The organism is Burkholderia sp. LK4 (genome assembly GCF_001043615.1).
GTDB classification, from domain to species: Bacteria; Pseudomonadota; Gammaproteobacteria; order Burkholderiales; family Burkholderiaceae; genus Burkholderia; species Burkholderia cepacia.
Genome location: NZ_LDUL01000029.1, coordinates 39,375 through 59,800 on the forward strand (window position 1 = coordinate 39,375; position 20,426 = coordinate 59,800).

General features: G+C 61.5%; 14 protein-coding genes and 2 pseudogenes. 11 read left to right on the forward strand and 5 right to left on the reverse strand.

The features are described 5' to 3' along the window. Positions 1-322: 322 nt before the first annotated feature. From tssK to VK92_RS15230, 9 genes and pseudogenes are all read left to right on the forward strand, one after another. Entirely contained in the window at positions 323-1,675 is a 1,353-nt protein-coding gene (gene tssK / locus VK92_RS15195; protein WP_048028003.1) for a type VI secretion system baseplate subunit TssK, read from the forward strand. After that, positions 1,672-2,397 (forward strand): DotU family type IV/VI secretion system protein, encoded by a 726-nt coding sequence (locus VK92_RS15200; protein WP_048028005.1) that lies wholly within the window; start codon positions 1,672-1,674, stop codon positions 2,395-2,397. Before tssK ends, VK92_RS15200 begins: the two co-directional genes overlap by 4 nt. Further along, positions 2,394-4,115, forward strand: a complete 1,722-nt coding sequence (locus VK92_RS15205; RefSeq protein WP_048028007.1) for an OmpA family protein — start codon at positions 2,394-2,396, stop codon at positions 4,113-4,115. The genes VK92_RS15200 and VK92_RS15205 overlap by 4 nt, the downstream gene beginning before the upstream one ends. Positions 4,116-4,210: 95 nt before the next feature. Beyond that, a complete protein-coding gene (locus VK92_RS15210; RefSeq protein ID WP_014726096.1) occupies positions 4,211-4,696 on the forward strand; it encodes an Hcp family type VI secretion system effector in 486 nt (161 codons plus the stop codon). A gap of 138 nt (positions 4,697-4,834) precedes the next feature. Then, positions 4,835-7,555, forward strand: a complete 2,721-nt coding sequence (gene tssH, locus VK92_RS15215) for a type VI secretion system ATPase TssH (RefSeq protein WP_048028010.1) — start codon at positions 4,835-4,837, stop codon at positions 7,553-7,555. A 12-nt stretch (positions 7,556-7,567) separates the two neighbouring features. Next, positions 7,568-7,990, forward strand: a complete 423-nt coding sequence (tssE, locus tag VK92_RS15220; protein WP_048028012.1) for a type VI secretion system baseplate subunit TssE — start codon at positions 7,568-7,570, stop codon at positions 7,988-7,990. 810 nt (positions 7,991-8,800) lie between these two features. Further along, positions 8,801-9,406, forward strand: a complete 606-nt coding sequence (locus VK92_RS15225) for a hypothetical protein (protein ID WP_131723244.1) — start codon at positions 8,801-8,803, stop codon at positions 9,404-9,406. Between the two features lie 74 nt (positions 9,407-9,480). Then, positions 9,481-9,609 (forward strand): annotated as a pseudogene (locus tag VK92_RS40025) (transposase domain-containing protein); the annotation flags it as partial. A 137-nt stretch (positions 9,610-9,746) separates the two neighbouring features. Then, a complete protein-coding gene (locus tag VK92_RS15230; protein WP_122982899.1) occupies positions 9,747-10,931 on the forward strand; it encodes an ankyrin repeat domain-containing protein in 1,185 nt (394 codons plus the stop codon). 611 nt (positions 10,932-11,542) lie between these two features. Here the strand turns inward: VK92_RS15230 and VK92_RS41790 are convergent. From VK92_RS41790 to VK92_RS42470, 3 genes are all read right to left on the reverse strand, one after another. Further along, positions 11,543-11,797, reverse strand: coding sequence for a hypothetical protein (locus tag VK92_RS41790; protein ID WP_231616445.1), 255 nt, complete (start codon positions 11,795-11,797; stop codon positions 11,543-11,545). An 82-nt stretch (positions 11,798-11,879) separates the two neighbouring features. Continuing rightward, positions 11,880-12,242: a hypothetical protein gene (locus VK92_RS15235; RefSeq protein WP_048028018.1), complete on the reverse strand. Its 363-nt coding sequence runs from the start codon at positions 12,240-12,242 to the stop codon at positions 11,880-11,882. A gap of 12 nt (positions 12,243-12,254) precedes the next feature. Further along, positions 12,255-13,355: a hypothetical protein gene (locus tag VK92_RS42470; RefSeq protein ID WP_053077858.1), complete on the reverse strand. Its 1,101-nt coding sequence runs from the start codon at positions 13,353-13,355 to the stop codon at positions 12,255-12,257. Positions 13,356-13,499: 144 nt separating this feature from the next. Between VK92_RS42470 and VK92_RS15245 the strand changes: the two are divergent. Beyond that, positions 13,500-14,043 (forward strand): annotated as a pseudogene (locus VK92_RS15245) (integrase core domain-containing protein); the annotation flags it as partial. A 237-nt stretch (positions 14,044-14,280) separates the two neighbouring features. On the opposite strand, the gene VK92_RS15250 reads toward VK92_RS15245, so the two are convergent. Further along, a complete protein-coding gene (locus VK92_RS15250; RefSeq protein WP_048028019.1) occupies positions 14,281-17,880 on the reverse strand; it encodes an indolepyruvate ferredoxin oxidoreductase family protein in 3,600 nt (1,199 codons plus the stop codon). Between the two features lie 103 nt (positions 17,881-17,983). Here VK92_RS15250 and VK92_RS15255 point away from each other — a divergent pair, with 103 nt between their 5' ends. After that, positions 17,984-18,889 carry a LysR family transcriptional regulator gene (locus VK92_RS15255; protein WP_048028021.1) on the forward strand — a complete coding sequence of 302 codons (906 nt, stop codon included), beginning with the start codon at positions 17,984-17,986 and terminating at the stop codon, positions 18,887-18,889. Between the two features lie 66 nt (positions 18,890-18,955). Here the strand turns inward: VK92_RS15255 and VK92_RS15260 are convergent, their stop codons facing one another. Then, complete coding sequence (locus VK92_RS15260) at positions 18,956-20,395, reverse strand: MFS transporter (RefSeq protein ID WP_048028022.1); 1,440 nt, start codon at positions 20,393-20,395, stop codon at positions 18,956-18,958. Positions 20,396-20,426: the final 31 nt, after the last annotated feature.

The following is a 20,426-nucleotide window of genomic DNA, read 5'->3' on the forward strand; positions in this document are numbered from 1 at the left end:
TCCAGAGAAAGGAGCAGTAGGCTGACATAGCATCGATCACTTCGACGAAGGATACCGACAAAACCCTTTCCCATCATAGGACTCCACGATTTTTCAGCAAATCACCCACCATTTAAGAAATATAAAAATGAAAACCCGTGAAATTAAATAACAAAATCCAATCCAGCATTGAATTTGACATTTTTATCAACGCCATAGCGACCCAGTAGTAAACGAAACTACTCGACTATTCCAACGCACGATTGCGACTTTTAGAGAAGTTCGTGTATAGATTACGCCGCTGCACCAGATAACGAACAAACACACAACGCACCACACGACCATGCGAATCGAGAAGCCGCTTTGGCACGAGGGTCTCATCCTGACGCAACAGCATTTTCAGCAACAAGACAGATGGGCTGAATTTGCGTTGCGCCGTTATGCATCTGCGGCAATCGCGGAGCCGTGGGGAACGCTTGCCGTCGAGGTCGACGAAGAAGCGCTCGCGACCGGACGCTTGAAACTCACCCGCCTGAAACTGTGCTTTCCGGACGGTACCCCGATCGATACGACCATCGCCGATGCGCTGCCGTCTGCGCGCGATCTGACGCAAGGCGTGCCGGCGGATGTTCAAAGCGTCGTCGTACTCGCCGCGCTCGCGCTGCCGGATGCGAACGGCAGCAACTGCCGCTTCGATGAGACCACCCTCGCCCGCCCGCGGCGCTCATACCGCGAATTCGTGAAGGTCACGGACCTGAACGGAACCGGCGAGACCGAAATCGCCGCCGAACGGCACGCGGTCCGGCTCTTGTTCGACTTCGAGTCTCATGCCGACGACACCGTCTGCGCAGTCGCTAGGCTTACGCGTGGTTCGAGTGGCCAGTTTCAAGTCGACTCGCGGTTTGTCCCGCCATGCCTCACGCTCGGCAGTCATCCCCTGCACCTCGAGCGAATCAATCGCCTGGCCGACATCCTGCACGCCAGGAGCCTGGCGCTCGGCGCACGTCGTAGCGAGCGGATCAAGCAGGTCGCAGAATACGGCGTGGCTGACGTACAGCTCTTTTGGCTGCTTCACTGCATTCACGCGGCATGGCCACAATTGCGGCTGTACGCCTCGCACCCGAGTCGGTCCCCCGAGCATCTGTATTCGACGCTGGCACAACTGGCCAGCGCATTGATGACCTTCTCGACTGGCGCGCAGCTGACTGACATCCCCGTGTACGACCATGCGCGAGCTGACGAGGTATTCGCGAAGCTCGAGTCGACGATTCGCGATCTGCTTGACGCCATCATTCCGTCTCGGGTCGTCTCGATTGGTCTCACTCGCAAAGGGCCTACCACTTGGACTGGCCAGTTCCTCGACGAACGAATCGTCGCAGACACCGCGGACTGGTATCTGTCGGTCAATGCGCCGATGCCAGCGTTCGAGCTCGTCGAACACTTCCCGCGGCTCTGCAAGATCGGAGCGCCGGACGACGTCGAGCACATCATCAATTCCGCGCTGCTCGGTATCCCGCTCAAGGCCGTGCAACGGGTACCGGCGGCGATTCCGGTTCGCCTGGACAATCAGTATTTCGCGCTGGACTCGTCCAGCACCGCGCACGCGAAGATGCTTGCCGCGCGCGCCTGTCAGATCTATCTGCCGGCGGCGGTACCCGACGCGTCGCTTGAACTCTACGCGGTGCTGCGCTCATGAATGCTCTGACTGTCAACCGTCACGAACCAGCCCTGCTCGACGCGGGTGCCAGCCGTTCGGCGAGCGAAGGCATGCGTGACCTGCTGCGCGACACGGCGCTCCTCGTGACGACACTCGCGCCCGGCGGCCAGACGCAGGATCCCGCTGCCTTGCGCGCGCGCTGTAACGAACTCGTCGAGCAATTCTCGAGCGCGCTGGAGCGCCGCGGTTACGCGGACGACGTGCGGCGCAAAGCAGTGATTGCGCAATGCGGGCTACTGGACGAATCGGCGCTGCGCTATCTACCGACCGATATTCGTGCCGCCTGGGAACGAAAACCACTCCAGGTCGAACGATTCAATCTCCACGAGGCTGGAGAGCGAGTATTCGAGCAACTCGACGCGCACTTGCGAGAGCCTTCGCCGCCGGTCGATCTGCTCGAATGCTATTCGGCAATCCTCGGCCTGGGGTTCGTTGGCCGGTACGCTCGTGACGGCGAAGCTCAGCGTACAGCGTTGATTGCCTCGCTGAATGCCAAGCTGGAAAAGCTGCGTACGAGCACGGATCGCCCATTCGTTGCAGATCGAGCCGGACGTCGGCTTTCGGACTGGTTCTATCGCCTTTCTCCGTGGGCAATTGCCGGACTCGCTTGCATCGCCGCGGCGATCGTATGGGGGGTCTGGGCGACCGCACTCGACATGCAGCTCGCGCATCTTGTTGCGGCAAAGGCTGTTCGCCCGTGAAATCCGACCTGCCTGTTCTCTCTGCGGCACCGGCGCAGATGCCTGATCGCGGTCACGAAGGACTCGGCTATCCGCGCCGCACGATGATTGCGTACGCGGCTGTGCTGGCACTCGCCGTTATTTGGTTGGTGTTACCGCTCGGTCCCAGCGTTGCCTGGACGCTCACGGTCATCATCGGGATAGTTGCGCTCGCGCTGATGTGGTGGAGCACACATAAGCTTTCCCGCGCCCGTAAGCAGAGTGCACAGGTTCTTGCCGCACTGGGTGCCGCGACGGCAGACATTCCGGTGAGATTGCGCACGCGTATGCCGCTGGTACTCGTGACCGGTGACGGTCTTTCGACACTATTCGACCGGATTGGAGAAATCCGGCATGCACACGTCGGCGACGGAGGCATCTGGCTGCGAGTCGATCGCCCACAAGATCTGCCTCGACTGGCCGTGGCGGTCAGACAGTGGCGCGACGGTCGCGCCCCGGACGGCGTCGTGCTTTCGGTTGTGCCTGCACTGCACGCAGGAGCCGACATGCTGACGCAAAAGCTGCGCGTCGTGCGACAGGCTGTTGCTGATGCATCCCGCATGCTCGGCACACGGCTACCAGGTTATGTCGCGATTTACCAGCGGCTCACTACCGGAACGGTCGGCCTGTCAACGCCCGAGTGGTACGGCGTGTCGTCAGCCAGCCATCTGGTCGGCTCGGAGCGGTTCGAATCCGCGATTCGTGCAGCCGAAGACGAGGTCCGGTATGCGCCCGCCGACGGCAATGCTGCAACGCGAGCCGCCGCGCTTGCGTCCGTCATCGGATGGACTCAGCGAATTGTCCTCAGCCCGCTTATGGATCGACTCCAGCCGGCGATGCCGTGGACACTGTTCGGCGCCGGGTGGATCGATTGCGGGCCGGCGAGTAGCGCAACAAATCCCTGGCAGCACGATGTCGCCATGCAAACTCACGTGATGCGTGTGGACGCTCCCGCCTCACCGTCGCCGTGGCCACTCCCGCAGCCGCTCATTGAAGCGATACCTCGCCGGCATTGGATGTCGCCCCGCATCACGGCGCTCGCCCATACATTGGCTCTGCTTGCCTGCGCCGCCGGTGTCGCATTCTGGGGGGCAGCCAAGAACAACGAAGCGCTGCTGGCCCGCATCGGTGCTGATCTCGGCCGTTACACGATGATCCCCACCGACCATGACGCCGCAAAGCGCGGTGCCCTGCAGACACTCGTCGCCGACCGTGATCAGCTCGACCGGTACGCGCGTACCGGCATCCCGATGCGCCTGTCGTTTGGCATGTATCGTGGCGCACAACTGATCCCGGCACTGAATGACGCAATCGCTTCCTATGTGCCGCCTCCCCCACCGCCTGCGGTCGTCACGTTGGACAGCATGTCGCTTTTCGACAGCGGCAAAGCGCAGTTAAAGCCCGGCTCTAACCGTGCGATGGTGGGCGCGCTCGAGATGATCAAGTCGCACCCCGACAAACGAATTCTCGTCGCGGGCTACACCGACAACACGGGTGCCCCGGACAGCAACCTCCAGTTGTCGACAGCACGTGCGGAAGCTGTACGCGACTGGTTGGTCGACGCATCCGGCATCCCCGCAACCCAGTTCGCGATCCAGGGCTACGGTGTAACGCGCCCGATCGCAAGCAACGATACGCCCGACGGCCGCGCACGGAACCGGCGCGTGGAGATCACCCTGATTCCGGATACCGGAAAGTGAAAACTCAGCTTTAGCCCCCGAAGCATTCCGTTTCGGGATCCCCAAGCTCGGGGGCTGGTTCCGGGCGCATTTAGTAGTACGAAAAGGAGTAGGAAATGGCAATTCCGGCATATGCGTGGTTCAAGGACGACGGCGGCGCTGACATCAAGGGTTCGGTCACGGTTCAGGACCGCGAGGGTAGCGTCGAAGTCGTCGCGTTCGACCACGGCGTGCACATCCCGACCGACGGCAACACGGGCAAGCTGACGGGCACGCGCGTCCACGCGCCGATCACGTTCACGAAGGAAACCGACGCGTCGACGCCGTACCTGTACAAGGCCGTGACGAGCGGCCAGACGCTCAAGTCGGTTGAGATCAAGTGGTACAAGATCGACGACGCGGGCAAGGAAAAAGAGTACTTCAACACCAAGCTCGACAACGTCAAGATCGTCGCAGTCCGCCCGAAGATGCTCGACATCAAGATCCCCGACTACGAGAAGCACAACCACCTCGAAGAAGTCGAGCTGCGCTACGAAACGATCACCTGGTCGTACAAGGACGGCAACATCGTCCACAAGGACACGTGGAACGAGCGTTCCTAACCAATTCGTCCTCTCGGAACCGCATCCCCTCCTGCGGTTCCTTTTGCCAGCCTGACCGATTCAGGCTGGCCTTTTTATACCTGGGAGCGGGCGACGGAGTATTCCGACGCCCATCCCTTTCCCCGATTGAACTTCCCGATGACCTCGCGAGATACCACTCACTTGCTCCGCCGGCTCAACCCGCATTGCGCAAAAACGCTCGAGGCAGCAGCAAGCCTATGTCACGGTCGGATGACGGACGAGATTACTGTCGAGCATTGGCTGTTAAAGCTGATCGAAGCAGGTGACGGTGATATCCCGGCGATTCTGCGGCACTATGGAATCGACATCGACACGGTCTGGGACGCATTGATTGCCGTGATTGACCATCTGCCTCGCAACCTGCGAGGCAAGCCCGCGCTGTCGCTGCAACTGGCGACGGTACTTCAAGATGCGTGGTTGCAGGTATCGTCCGAAAGTGACGAAGCTTCCATTCGGTCGGGCAATCTGTTGCAGGCCATCGTCAACACGCCTCACGTGCTGCGTGCGCAAAACGCCTGGCCGCTGTTGTCGGTCAGCAGTGCACAGATTGAGCGGCTCCTTCCACGTCTCGCGCATCGGTCCTGCGAAAGCGGAGTCGACCTCGAAGCGGACGTCGAGACGGCTGCCGATACACGTGTTCCGTCTAGCGACAATGAGCAGGTACCGAGCGTACGAGCTGCCGCAGCGACGCCCGTGCCTCAGCGATCCACCGAGGGCGGCGCCCTCGCCCGCTTTGCGATCGACCTGACCGACAAAGCCCGCCGCGGCGACATCGATCCCGTGTTTGGCCGGGATCGCGAAATCCAGCAGATGGTCGACGTACTGGCGCGCCGACGTAAAAACAATCCGATTCTCGTCGGCGAGCCGGGTGTCGGCAAAACGGCGCTCGTCGAGGGCCTCGCGCTGCGCGTCGCCGAAGAAGACGTTCCGAATGTGATCCGCGACGTGCGTATCCTGACGCTCGATCTCGGCTTGCTGCAAGCCGGCGCCGGTGTGAAAGGTGAATTCGAGCAACGCCTGAAAAACGTAATCGACGAGGTACAGGCTTCGCCCGTGCCAATCCTGCTCTTCATCGACGAAGCGCACACACTGATTGGTGCTGGTAACGCCGCCGGCGGCGCCGACGCAGCCAACCTGCTCAAGCCTGCGCTCGCGCGTGGCGAGTTGCGCACGATCGCGGCGACGACGTGGTCCGAATACAAGGAGTTCTTCGAGCGCGACGCTGCGCTCGAGCGGCGGTTCCAGGTCATCAAGGTCGACGAGCCCGACGATGAGGCCGCATGCTTGATGCTGCGTGGCTTGAAGAGCCGCTACGCGCAGTATCACAAGGTGCACATCCGTGACGAAGCGCTCGTTGCCGCGGTTAAGCTGTCGCGTCGCTACATTCCTGCCCGACAGTTACCGGACAAGGCAGTCGACCTCATCGATACAGCGGCCGCGCGCGTACGCATGGGTCTCGAATCGCCGCCGGCCGAACTGCAGCGTGCCAGGGCGGCCGTTTCTGCGCTCGAACTGGAAGAAGCGACCCTCGACGCGGATGCGAAGGCCGGTATCGATGGAATCGACGCCCGCCGTGAAGCACTGGCGAGCGCTTTGACCGAGGCACACAACACCCTGACAGAGCTGCAGATCCGGTATACCACTGAACGTGAACTGGTCCATATGGTCCATAGACAGCGCGCAGCTGGCGCTGACGCACAAGTAACACAGGATCAATCGTCACTCGACGAAGCAAAGCATCTGCTGGCCAATGTGCAAGGCAAAGCACCGTTGGTCTTCGTGGACGTCGATGCGGCCGCGATCGCCCGCGTCGTTGCGGAATGGACTGGCGTGCCGGTCGGCAGTCTGGTGGAAGACGAGCTGCAGAGCTTGCTGACGCTCGAACAGCATCTGGCGAAACGCGTCGTCGCGCAGGACGATGCGCTGTGCGCCCTCGCAGAGAGCTTGCGGACCGCCAAGGCAGGCCTGAAAAATGAACACGCCCCGCTCGGCGTCTTCCTGCTCGCAGGCCCGTCGGGCGTCGGCAAGACCGAAACCGCACTGGCACTGGCGGACCTGCTGTTCGGAGGGGAAGCCGCCCTCACGACAATCAACATGTCGGAATATCAGGAAGCACACACCGTGTCGCAGCTGAAGGGCTCCCCGCCTGGCTATGTCGGCTACGGCCGCGGTGGCATTCTGACTGAAGCGGTGCGCCAGCGCCCGTACAGCGTGGTGCTGCTCGACGAGGTCGAAAAGGCCCACCGCGACGTGCTCGACATGTTCTACCAGGTGTTCGATCGCGGCATGATGCGCGACGGCGAGGGGCGCGAGATCGACTTCCGCAACTGCGTGATTCTCATGACGTCCAACCTCGGCAGCGCCCAGATCGACGAGGTGACTGTCGACAATCCGGACATCGCCCAGGCGGCACTTCTCGAAGCAATTCATCCGCAGTTGGTCGCACACTTTCAGCCGGCCCTGCTCGCCCGCTTTCAATCGCTCGTCTATCGTCCGCTCGATGCCACCGCACTCGCTTCGATCGTGCGGCTCAAGCTGGCGAAGGTCGCTGACCGACTGCACAGACAGCATGGTGTCGAGCTGACCTGCGACGACTCCCTGATCGACGCAATGGCCCAGCTTTGCCTGGCCCGCGAATCCGGTGCCCGCAACGTTGATGCGTTCCTCAACCAACGCATTTTGCCAACGGTGTCTCGCGAACTGCTTGCTCGCATGGCGGCGGGCACCGTACCCGCGGAGATCGTGCTGTCGAGCTCGGTAGAGGGCAATTTGACGATTGACTTCGTCGACCGCAATACATTCACAAATGACTCAGCGTTCGCGGCATCTGCGGCATAAGGGGAGACAGCCATGCCAGGTCCGTCTCTGTACGACATGCTGCTCGGCCAAATCGGCGGTGAGCCGCTCGACTCCTACGACGACCGAACGCTCGAGTGTCTGAGTGTGCAGCAGAACGTGCAACGCATCTTGAACACGCGCGCCGGGGCACTCAAGCATCTGCCCGACTATGGCCTGCCGGACCTAACGAACATCTACAAGGCATTGCCAGCGTCCGGTCATGTTCTGAAGCAACAAATGGAAGGGACGCTTCTGAAGTACGAACCCCGCATTCGAGCGATAGACGTAGAAATCCTCGAGAACCACGACCCAGGGATCCTGGTGAGCTTCGAAATGACGTGCCATCTGAAAAAGGCTGGGCTCGTACGCTTCGGTACGTACTTCGAGCCACCAGGTCGGATGCGCCTGAGACCTCGACCTTCACACCGTGACTGAGGCGCGCGATGTTCAGTGACTTCTCGCGAGACGACCCGCATCAAGGGCTGCCGGACAAGGCAAAGCCTGAGCGGCGAATGCCCTCCTCAATCTGGTGTCGCAAACTCCTAACCCCCGGAATCAATGAAGGAAAAGATGACTGATAGTAAATCCGCGGTTCCGCGAGCGTTCGCGACAAGCGCAGCTCTGATACTTCTGCTCTGCGGAGGCATCGTGCACGCTGAATATCGCGAGCAATGGCTGAGCACCGGAAAGTCGCAGCATACAACGCGACATCAAGCGCCGACCGCGTCAAAGTCGCAACCCAGCAGTTCTCCGCTCGCATCTACTAAACTGACCACCTCTGGAACGCAAGACGCCGCTCGAGCGCGACATAAGGAGCTTGAGGCGGAAAGCGATCCCCTCGCGGAGTTTGTGGCGTCCCGTGGCCTGACTGGTGCTGAGCCGTCTCATCGAAAGACCACCAGACGCTCACCATCCTGAACATGCGCTTCCGCACTTCTTCGACCCTCGAAGACTGCTTACGCATGTTGTTCAACAAAGGTTAGGTTCTGGGTATTCCGTGCGTGATGGGTCTGCTGCCATGAGCCATCACAACCCCTGTAGGTTACTTTATCAAGTCACTTGCCACGCCGTACAACGATGATGGTCGCTCTAGCGAGATCACCGACTTTCCTGAACGTCTTGCTGGAGCTATCGAAATCGCCCTGTCATCGATATAAAGACGCCGTAACGACAAGTCAATCAACGGTCTGCCAAGACGAGTTGACTCCGCTACGCTAATGGTTCTTCACATCATCGGATTATTTCATGTCAACAAACGATTCGAAAAAAACCTCGATACTCGACATCATCGCAATCGTAATTTCGACTGTCTCTTTAGCCGCATCCATATGGGCCGCGATCGCGGCTAACATGAACACGTGGCGCACCAATCGCCCGTATATGACGGTGGTTCCACAGTGGGACGAATCGAACAAGCTCCCCGGCATCTACCTCAATAATGCGGGACTTGGGCCCGCCATCTTGACTAACATGACTGTGAGCATTCAAGGCCGGACTTATTCTGGCCTTGGTCCCGATATCTGGCCCAAATTCGAGCACGACATGGGATTCCCGGATACATGTTTCAAGACCGCCTGGCCTCGCCCGCATGACGTCCTCAAGGCCGGCGAAGAAACACCCCTGTTCGTCATTGCCGAGAAGGATTCTCCTCGCTGCCACGTGAAGCTAGCAGTTCTTCTCAACGACGACCTTCGTGTCCATATTGAGTATCAGTCCGCGTACGAAAAAGCTTATACATACGACGGTAGCGCTCATATGTATTCGCCGCGACTGGCAGTACTGGCGGCAGCCGACAAACAACTTGATGAAACAATCGACAAATTACTTAAGTCATTCCATGGCTCGCAATAACTCCATCTGAATGTGCGTGTCGGTCGCGTGGTCGAGCGATCCAGCTGCCAGCACCGCCCGTTGCATCTCCTCATCCCGAGGCTTACCTCGTCTACGTGCTCGACCACATCGCCGACCATCCGGCCAACCGCGTCGACGAACTGCTCTCGTGGACCGTGGCGCCGTCGCTGCCGCCTACTGCTCGCGTCGAGCCTATCCAATAGCATCGCGCCCCCTCATCGTCAACGACCAGTACTACGATGCTGTTCACTGATTACGTAAGTGCAGCGCAACTCGCAGAGAGTGCTCGCCTAGAAAATCCCGCATCGGCTCCTTGCCCGAACATGCTCGATAATAAAACGTGTCGAAGATCATGAAGAAATCGCTTGGATTTTGTTCGCTAGGTGTCGCAGGCCTGGCATTAGCAATCGCACTGGTACTCTGGATCACAGACATCAGGCTATTCAGTCCAGACGCACAGGTCGGCAGGTACCTTGCCATTTGCACTCTGGCATTCGGCAATCTGATTGTACTCGTATTGAACGGTATCCATTGGTGGCGTTACGGTGCTCCGCCGTGGTTTCGGTGTGTGGTGGTGACTCAAGGCCTGTTAGCACTGCTTAGTGTGACTCCTATTGTAAGACTGGTCTCGGATCGATTAATCCAGTCCTACATAGACGCGAAGGTCGACCGGGTTGACAAGGCCATTCAGGCGGACGATATTGGGCAGTTCAAGGAAGCGCGCGAAGCATGCGGCACCGCCTGCACGGGAAACGGTTCCTTGGATTGGGAATTACATGCAGCCGCCAGGTATGACGCATTGCGAGTAGCAACCGAACTCGTTCGCATGTCCGCGAAGGTGGACGATAGAATGAAGGACGCAGACCTTAAAACATGTGAAGGTCTGATACTTCAGGAAGATTCCGCGCTGACGTTGGCAGTCGCACACGACAACGCTGCAATGATCAAGGTTCTGCTGCCGGCGAGCGACGCCAGCAATCGCAGGCAGGCGCTCTGGACAGCGGCGCGGCTAGACCGGCTTGATATCGTCCAGTTACTAGTTCAGGCAGGGGCTCCTCTGGATTTGGACGTGTATGGAAACATCCGGGATGGCGACAATTCGGCACTGGTGGCTGCGGCTCAGGGAGCGGCCGTGCATGTAGGGCAATGGCTAATCGAAACCCGTCACATGTCCGTAAAAGCGGGGGCAGTTATGTTCCCGGATTACCCAGACCCCTGGTCTCCTTTGCTAGCCTTGTATTATTTTGTTCACGAAGTCGCAGCCCCGCCGCGAACCCGTCAGTTTCTCGACATGCTGGTGAAGCATGGCGCCGACCGTCAGGTCGTCAAGTTTCAAAGTGACGAGTTCCTGACAGATGCAGTAGACCACGAACTCAAAAATGAAGCACGCTTTTTCATGGAGGCGGGTGCAAAACTTGACCCTGAGGACACGGACCGTCGAAGGAAACTGGACAAGGTGCTTGCCGGACCGGAGAAAGCCCGCGATATTGATCCGGTTTTTTTCACTAATTGCATAAAAAATTGAATTCAATCGCCAAGTCAAATTACATCCGTGTGTGACGATGACCCGGGTCGGCTCATCATTTCCACAATCGACCGCCGCAACTCGGGCGCCTGAGCACCACAGCTACCACTTCGTCCAGCCGGTCTAATACCGCGTCCTCCAGGTGTCTGGTGGACGCAGTGCTGGCCAACTCCCGTAATGCGTCCAAGACGGCCACGATTGAGGGCTTACGCCGCATCTAGCAAATTCGGGGCGCCGGAGAATCGGCTCACACCGCGTGCAACGCCCAAACAAGACAACCCTCGGAAGAGTACGTTCACACTGAAGCAATTCGGGGCGTCAGCCACCAGGCATCGCGCTCTTGGCTGTCGTTTCATGCACCGCGGATAGCGACTTGAGTGCAGGCTGAGCCGTGCTGACTGCGCATCTCGTCATTTCGCTCAGACACGAGATCGCGATGTCCGCATTGGAACAGTCTAGGATACGCGCCGCGCCAACATTTTCGCTCCAGGTCGGCCAGCCGCGCAGCGGCCATCAAACCACGCGTTGACGGAAGAGATGCGGCGTACCGGGACAATATGCGCACCACCAGCTTGTACAGGAGAGCCCTTGTTACAAGCAATGCGATACAGTCAGTCTCGACTCTCGCTGATGACTCGTTCGGGCAACCGTTCCGTGTTGTCGGACGGTTCCTCTGCCCCGCAGAATGTACATACTTCAATATGCCCGTCTCGGAACACATCGACCTCGACATGCATCCCGACGACGGTGATTGAAACCAGCACCGTGTCAGGCCGATTGCGGCTCAGTGTGTAATGAATCTTCGCCGCATCGAAACGGTCGAGCAGGTCAGATAGCGCGTTTTGTAGCCATCGCAATTCAGCCATTTTTTATCCCGGCCAGCATCCGTTTGGTGCCGGATTTTGATACTACTTGCGGCCGAATTTGGCACAACGAGCTGTCGTCTGCTTACTCTTCTTCAACCCGGAATGTCTCGAATTCAACGAACAGCTCAGCCCCAAGTGTCGACTGCACCGCAGCAATAGGTTTCGGCAACCAGTCTTTCCCCCAAGGATATGTCTCATCCAGCTTGGCGCGCGCTGCCTTGTATTCGGCCGAGTCGAAGTCGGAAAATACGCGCATTGCGTAGATAATGTTCTGGATAAGGAAGTCATTGACCCAACACCTTGTCGCCCCATCAAAGCAGACCCGCACACGGTCCCTCTTGTGGTCAAACATGAGGTGCAATTCAAATGAGCTTGCGTCCATATCAGCTGATACGCCAAGCAAGTACCAGTCGTGAAATGATTCGTAGCGTTCTATTGTGTCCATGCTTCTTCCTTGTTACGGATTCCACGGGCTGAACGGCACAACGTCGGTGCCTCCGTCTCTCGCGGCCCCGTTCCAATTGTGCGCGTGCGGCTTTAGTCCATTGTGAAAGTGGTCGAAATCCAGATCTACAGCCGGATTGCCATCGGCGCCATAAAGCCGCATCTGCCCGCTTCCGGGGTTTGTGTACCACGTACCGGGTTCGCCGGTGTTTGGTGTTTTGGCAATATCAAGTACGTCGCCGCCCGGCAAGTCTTCCACATACTCGAACGGCTGCGCGTCACTGAGCAGCGTTGACGCATCACTGCCTTCATCGTCGACCGCAACGAAGCTGGTCGCAGTATCGCCCCCTCCATCCGCCGAGCCAACAGTGGCACCGAGCGCGGCCCCTGTGACCGCTTCGGCCACGCCGAGCCAGTCGAAAGCGCCGCCGCTGTCGTCATCCGCTGCGCTACCAGCATAGTCGCTCGCCACACCCCGCGCAGCGGCCAACTGCGCCGCCTGTGATGCTGGATCATAGGGGCCGGACAGCATCGGCTCACCACTCCCCAGCGCGGAACTCATCCCGTAGGACACGGCGCGCACCGCACCGCCGTTCCCTCCCAATGACGGCCAGCGCAGGGGCGTGGGCGTCGGGCGAAACGTCGCCGGGAGCATGCGCCAATCACGATTGACGACTGGCACCAGCTTCCCGTCTTTGACGGCCTGCTTGAGCGCGCGCTCGATACCAGCGTTGTCGGTCGGCAGATTCCAATGCGCAACATTGAAGTATTGGCTCAGAAACGAGCGAATCGCGTCAATGTCCTTCGCAATCAGCCGTCGAAAGTCATAACTCGGCTGAAAATACTGCAGAAAGGTACGTTGGTCATCCTCCCGTTGACGGCGAGCGGCCCCGTCATCGTCGTCGCGCTCGGCGAATCCCGACCAACTCGAAGTCGAGCGCTGCGACGAACGAGCTGACCAGTCGTAGCGGCTGCGTCTTCCGATAAGCGATCCACCACGGTCTCGTTCGCGCGCGCATTGCCGACGCCGTGCCTGTTCATCGTACTCGCCGCGCAGCATGAGCATGCACTGCCACGAACCGATATTCAGCGGGACATAGAGTATGTTGTACATCGGCTGGCCTGCCTCGTACTGTCATTTGATAGAGCCCTATCGTAGCCGCTAAGGTAATGCCGCAGCATTATCTGACAAAAAATTAAGATTGCACCTAGCGATTGCTGATTGCGGATGACCCGTAGTTTTAGAAAAAACGCCTCACGCCCACGCGCTATGTGCGGAGAAATTCGCGCTTACACGCAACCGAATTCAGTATGGAGCTACGACTTTGTGCACGACCAGTTGGTGGACGGGCGGGCGTTGAAGATGCTTTGCGTGATCGATGAATACACCCGCGAGTGCCCGGCGATCGAAGTCGGCGCCAGCTTGCGGTCGCAGGATGTGATCTTGACGCTGTCGCGACTGATGCGGCTGTACGGTAAGCCCGCGTTCGTTCGGTCTGACAACGGCGCTGAATTTACCGCTGCCAAGGTCATGCGCTGGCTACGAGACGCTGCAATCGGTCCGGCCTTCATCGCGCCCGGCAATCCGTGGCAAAACGGATTCGTCGAGAGCTTTAACGGCAAGCTGCGTGACGAATTGCTGAACCGGGAATGGTTCCGCAGCCGCCAAGGTGTTCATCGAACGCTGGCGGCAGTTCTACAACGAGCGCCGGCCCCATAGCGCGCATCGCTATCAACCTCCTGCCACGGTCCGTCGAGCCTGGCTGGATTACGATAATATCGACGCGAGACTCACTGCCTGATTGGTCACAAAATTTCGCCTCAGGTCATGGATCGTTCGCGGCAAGTCGGTAAGTCGATCGGCCTAGTAACGTCACTCGCCGTGACAAATACGCGCATCGGTCAGATGGACGTGACACGGCGATCTCGAGATTGAAACCGATTCGCGAGAACCGTCCCGGGCGTCGCGCACCTCCACCCGCCTTGCCAGCGGTGGCGAACCCGGCCTGAAGGAAGGCCCCGTCCGCCGCAAGTGAACGTCATGCAAGGGCCGCCGATCGCATCGGCGTCCGGTACGTCTGCAGCAACCGCACCCGCTTCTGCTCCGCTGCCACCATGTTGCGCGCCTTCACGTGGCCGAAGCCACGAATATCGTCGGGAAGATTGGCGAGTTGCAGCGCGACCGGCAGACGCTCCGCGTCGAGCGTCGCGCAAAACTCGTCGACGAGCGCGATGTAGTCCGCTATCAGCCGGCGCTCGTCGCGCCGTTCGGCCGTGCGGCCGAATACGTCGAACGGCGTGCCGCGCAGCCCCTTCAGTTTCGCCAGCACGCGCAAGGCCGGCAGCACCCACGCGCCGAAGCGCCGCTTCTGCAGGTGGCCGTGCTCATCGCGCTTCGCCAGCAACGGTGGCGCCAGATAGAAGTTCAGCGTGTAGTCCCGCCCGGGGACGCCGTCGAACTGCCGACGCAGCTTCTCCAGATACGCGGGATCGGCATACAGGCGCGCGACCTCGTATTCGTCCTTGTACGCCATGAGCTTCGCCAGGTTCGCGGCGACGGCGCGCGTCAGCGGCAATCCCGACGCGCCGCCGCCGATCCCGGCCTCCCTGGCCCGGATGCGGTCGACCACGTCGCGATAGCGCCGCGCATATGCGTCGTTCTGGTACGCGGCCAGCAACGCTTGCCGCGCGCCGATCAGCGTGTCGAGCGATTCGGGCATCTGCACCACGATTCGCTGCGGCACGGCAGCAGGCGCGATAATCGGCTGGACCGCGGCAACGCCGTGATGCGCGATATAGCGTCCCAGTTGGAATGCATGCTGATTCTTCTCGACCGCCACGCCGTTGAGCTCGATCGCGCGCAGCAGGCTCGTCAGCTCCAGCGGCAGCCAGCCCTTCTGCCACGCGAAGCCGAGCAGCAGCGGATTGCTGTAGATCGAGTCGCCCAGCAGCGCGAGCGCGAGCTTGTTGGCGTCGATGAACGCGCACCCGTCGCCGATGCTGTCGCGCAGCTCGGCCTCTGTCTGCGTGCCCGGGAAGGTCCATTTCGGATCCTTGACGAACGCCGCGGTCGGGGTCGCGCCGCTGTTGATCGCGGCGACCGTCACGCCATGGCGCGTACGCGACAGCACGTCGTTCGATGCCGACACGATCGCGTCGCAACCGATGACGAGCCGCGCGTCGCCCGTGGCGATGCGCGTCGCATGCAGCACGTCGGGCGCCACCGCGATCTGCACATGGCTGAGCACGGCGCCGCCCTTTTGCGCGAGACCGGCCATGTCGAGCACCGTGACGCCCTTGCGTTCGAGATGCGCGGCCATGCCGATCAGCCCGCCGATCGTCACGACGCCCGTGCCGCCGACGCCCGTCACGAGTATCCCGTACGCGCCCGCGAACGCCGGCAACGACGGCATCGGCAACGCACCGAAGTCGAACGCGTCCGAGTCGCCGCCACGTGCTACCGCCGGCTTGCGCAGATGCGCGCCCTCGGCCATCACGAAGCTGGGGCAGAAGCCCTTCACGCAGGAGAAGTCCTTGTTGCACGACGACTGATTGATCTTGCGTTTCGTGCCGAGCGGCGTATCGAGCGGTTCCACCGACAGGCAGTTCGACTGCACCGAACAGTCGCCGCAGCCTTCGCACACGGCGTCGTTGATGAACGCGCGGCGGGCGGGGTCCGGATACGCGCCGCGCTTGCGGCGGCGCCGCTTTTCGGTCGCGCAGGTCTGGTCGTAGATCAGCACCGTCGTGCCCGCGATGTCGCGCAGCATGCGCTGGACCGAATCCAGCCGGTCGCGGTGATGCACGTCGACGCCGGCAGGCAGTGCCACGCCCGCGTCGTATTTCTCCGGCTCGTCCGTCACGATCACGATGCGCTTCGCGCCTTCCGCGCTGACCTGGTGCGCGATCTGCGGCACGGTCAGCACGCCGTCGACCGGCTGGCCGCCCGTCATCGCGACCGCATCGTTGTAGAGGATCTTGTACGTGATGTTCGCTTTCGACGCGATCGCCGCGCGGATCGCGAGCAGGCCCGAATGGAAGTAGGTTCCGTCGCCGAGATTCACGAACACGTGCTTGTCGCCGGAGAAGTGCATCTGGCCGAGCCACGCGACACCCTCGCCGCCCATCTGGCTGAACGTCTCGGTCTTGCGATCCATCCACATCGACATGTAGTGGCAACCGATCCCGGCCAGCGCGCGCGAGCCTTCCGGCACGTTCGTCGACGTGTTGTGCGGACAGCCCGAGCAGAACCACGGCTTGCGCTCGACGGACACGCGCGGCTTCGCCGCGTCGCGCTCTTTCGCATCGATGATCGCGACGCGCGCGAGCATGCGCGTGCGCACGTCGTCGGGCAGGTCCGCACGCGCGACGCGCCGCGCGATCGCCTTCGCTATCAGTGCCGGCGACAGTTCGTAGTGCGCGGGCAGCAGCCAGTTGCCGCGCGGCACCGACCATTCTCCGCCTTCGTTGTCGCGTTCGTCGAATTTGCCGTAGATCTTCGGCCGCACGTCCTCGCGCCAGTTGTACAGTTCTTCCTTCAGTGCGTATTCGAGAATCTGGCGCTTTTCCTCGACCACGAGGATTTCCTCCAGGCCCGTTGCGAACGCGCGTGCGTCCTGCGCGTCGAGCGGCCACACGCAGCCGACCTTGAGCACGCGCAGGCCGATCTTCGCGCAGGTTTCGTCGTCGAGACCCAGGTCGCTCAGCGCCTGGCGCACGTCGAGATACGCCTTGCCCGCCGTGATGATGCCGATACGCGGCGTCGGCGAATCGATCACGATGCGGTTCAGCCGGTTCGCGCGGACATACGCGAGCGCCGCGTACCACTTCTCGTCGAGCAGCCGCGCTTCCTGTGCGAGCGGCGCATCCGGCCATCGGATGTTGAGGCCGCCGGCCGGCATCGTGTAGTCGGTCGGCGTGACGATTTCCACGCGGTCCGGATCGAGGTCGATCGATGCGGTGGATTCGATCACGTCGGTGACGCACTTCATCGCCACCCACAGGCCCGAGTAGCGGCTCATCGCCCAGCCGTGCAGCCCGTAGTCGAGATATTCCTGCACGTTGGCCGGATAGAGCACCGGAATGCCCGCCGCGATGAACGCGTGCTCCGACTGGTGCGCGACCGACGACGACTTCGCCGCGTGGTCGTCGCCCGCGAGCACGAGCACGCCGCCGTGCGCATCGCTGCCGGCGGAGTTCGCGTGCTTGAACACGTCGCCGGTACGGTCCACGCCGGGGCCTTTGCCGTACCACATGCCGAACACGCCGTCGCGCGTAGCGCCCGGCCACAGGTTGATCTGTTGCGTGCCCCAGACGGCCGTCGCGGCGAGATCCTCGTTGACCCCGGGCTGGAACACGATGTCGTTCGCCTGCAGGTGCCGTTTCGCCTTCCATAGCGACTGATCGAGCGCACCGAGCGGCGAGCCGCGATAGCCGGACACGAAGCCGGCGGTGTTCAACCCGGCCTTCAGGTCGCGCGCCTTCTGGAGCATCGGCAGACGCACCAGTGCCTGCGTGCCGCTGATGTAGACGCGGCCCTTTTCGAGCGTGTACTTGTCGTCGAGCGACACGGAAGCGGCGGACGGGGCGGCCGTTTCGGCCGGCGGATGCGACGCAACAGCGGGATCTGGCGCGTTCATGGCGGGTCTGTCTCCGGGGGAATCGTGATTTTTCAGCGCAGTATAGAAAGTCGATTTGCTATCGTAAAATCACAAATAGACAATCCTGGTATCCGAAAATCAGATGGCATTCGATCTCACGCTCCGGCAGTTGCGCTACTTCGCGGCGGCCGCCCAGACCGGCCAGTTCTCGATGGCGGCGGCAAACGAACACGTGTCGCAATCGGCGATCACCAACGCCGTCCTGGCACTCGAACACGGGCTCGGCACGCGGCTCTTCGAGCGCCTGCCGCAGGGCGTCGCGCTCACGCCCGACGGGCAGGACTTCTACAATCACGCGCGCCGCGTGCTCGACGCCGCGCGCGATGCCGTGCACAAACCGCCGTTCCGCTCGCACCACATGCGCGGCACCGTCCGCATCGCCGCGTCATACACGGTGCTCGGCTATTTCCTGCCGGAACTGCTCGCGCGCTTTCGTGCGACCTATCCGTTCATCGAGTTCGACATGCGCGACATGGAGCGGGTCGAGAGCGAACGGGCCGTCCTCGACGGCGACGTCGACATCGGCGTGGTGCTGCTGTCGAACGTCGACAAGTTGAGCCGATTCGGCAGCCAGGTGCTGATCCGCTCGCGGCGCCAGCTATGGGTCGCGCCGACGCATCCGCTCGCGCAGCTCGACGCGCCGTCGCTGAAGGACATCGCCGCGCATCCGTACATCCTGATCACGGTGGACGAAGGCGAGCAGTCGACGCTGCGCTACTGGAAAAAGAAGGGGATCGCGCCGAACATCGCGCTTCGCACCAGCTCGATGGAGGCATTGCGCGGGCTGGTCGCGTACGGCTTCGGCGTCACCGTGCTGTCCGACATGGTGTTCCGACCATGGTCGCTCGAGGGCAAGCGGATCGAAGCGCGGCCGATCCTGGACACCGTGCCGCAGATGGACGCCGGCATGATCTGGACGAAAGGCGCGCAGTTGAGCGCGCCGGCCGCCGCGCTGCAGCAATTCCTGATTCACGCGTGCGGGACGTGACTCGGCACGTGAATCGGCTCGTGCACAGCGGCCCGCACATCCGCCGCTGCGCGCGCGGCCTGCCGCTCAGTGAGAAATGCGCTCGAGCGACTGGCCGAGCGTTTTCGGGCCCATCAGCCCGATCGCGAGAATGACGAGCGTCATCGCGCCGGCAATGAACACGAACACGCCGGTCACGCCGAATTCCCGCAGCGTGAACGCGATGACGAACGAACTGAACACCGCCGACAGCCGGCTCCACGAATAGACGAAGCCGACCGCGCGTGCACGGATCGCGGTCGGATAAAGCTCCTGTTGGTACGCGTGATACGTGAACGAAATGATGTTGCCGGCCAGCGTCAGCAGCACGCCGAGCGTGACGATCGCCACCGCCGCCGACGCCTGGCTGAACAGCAGCCCGCTCACGATATTGAGCGCGGCCATGCACACGATCACGTGCTTGCGCTCGAAGCGGTCCGCGATCCAGTAGCCGAGCAGCGGCCCGAGCGGCGCGGCGAGGCCGATGATCGTCGTATACAGCAGGCTCGACGTCACGGTGATGCCCTGCTTGACGAGCAGCGTCGGCACCCAGTTCGCGAAACCGTAGAAACCGACGGTCTGGAAGATGTGGAAGATCACGAGCATCAGTGTGCGCTTCCGGTACGGCGGCCTCAGCATGTCGGCGAAACCGGCGTTGCGCGGCACGGGGTCGGCCGGGCCGGGTTCGGGCAGCGGCCGGCCGTACTGCCGTTCGACCTGCGCCTCCAGCCGCGACAGCACGTCGTTGGCTTCCTGAATGCGGCCCTTGCCCGCGAGCCAGCGCGGGCTTTCCGGCAGGTTACGGCGGAAGTACCAGACGAACAATGCGCTCACGCCGCCGAGCAGCACAACCCAGCGCCAGCCGTCGACACCGAACGGCGCCGCGGGCACCAGCAGGTACGACAGGAACGCGACGACCGGCACGGCTGAGAAGCCGATGGTCTGGCAGATCGCGAACGCACGTCCGCGCAGATGCTTCGGCGCGAGTTCCGACATGTAGGTGCCGATGGTGATCAGCTCGACGCCGATGCCCATGCCCGACATGAAGCGCCAGAAGTTCAGGCCACTCGCGGTGTCCTGAAACGCCATCACCGTATTGGCGGCGACGTACCACAGCAGCGACCACGTGAAGATCGACCGGCGGCCGAAGCGGTCGGCGAGGAACCCGCATACGGCCGTGCCGAGAAACAGCCCGCTGAACAGCGCGGCGATGAAGCTCGCGACGCCCGACGTGCCGAACAGGCCGGCGGTGGTCGGCGCGAGGATGTGGCTCTTGACGAGACCGGGCGCGATGTAGCCGGTAAACAGCAGGTCGTACAGCTCGAAGAAGAAGCCGAGGCTCAGCAGCAGGATCAGCTTCCATACCGCGCGCGTCGCGGGAAGCCGGTCGAGGCGCGCCGAAATAGCGCCCGTGCCGGCTGCGGCCGCCGTTACGGCGCCTGGGTGCTCGGTGACGCGCAGGTTCGATGCGCGCTGCACAATGGCCATGTCTGTCTCCTGTCTCGTCTTTGGAATGTGC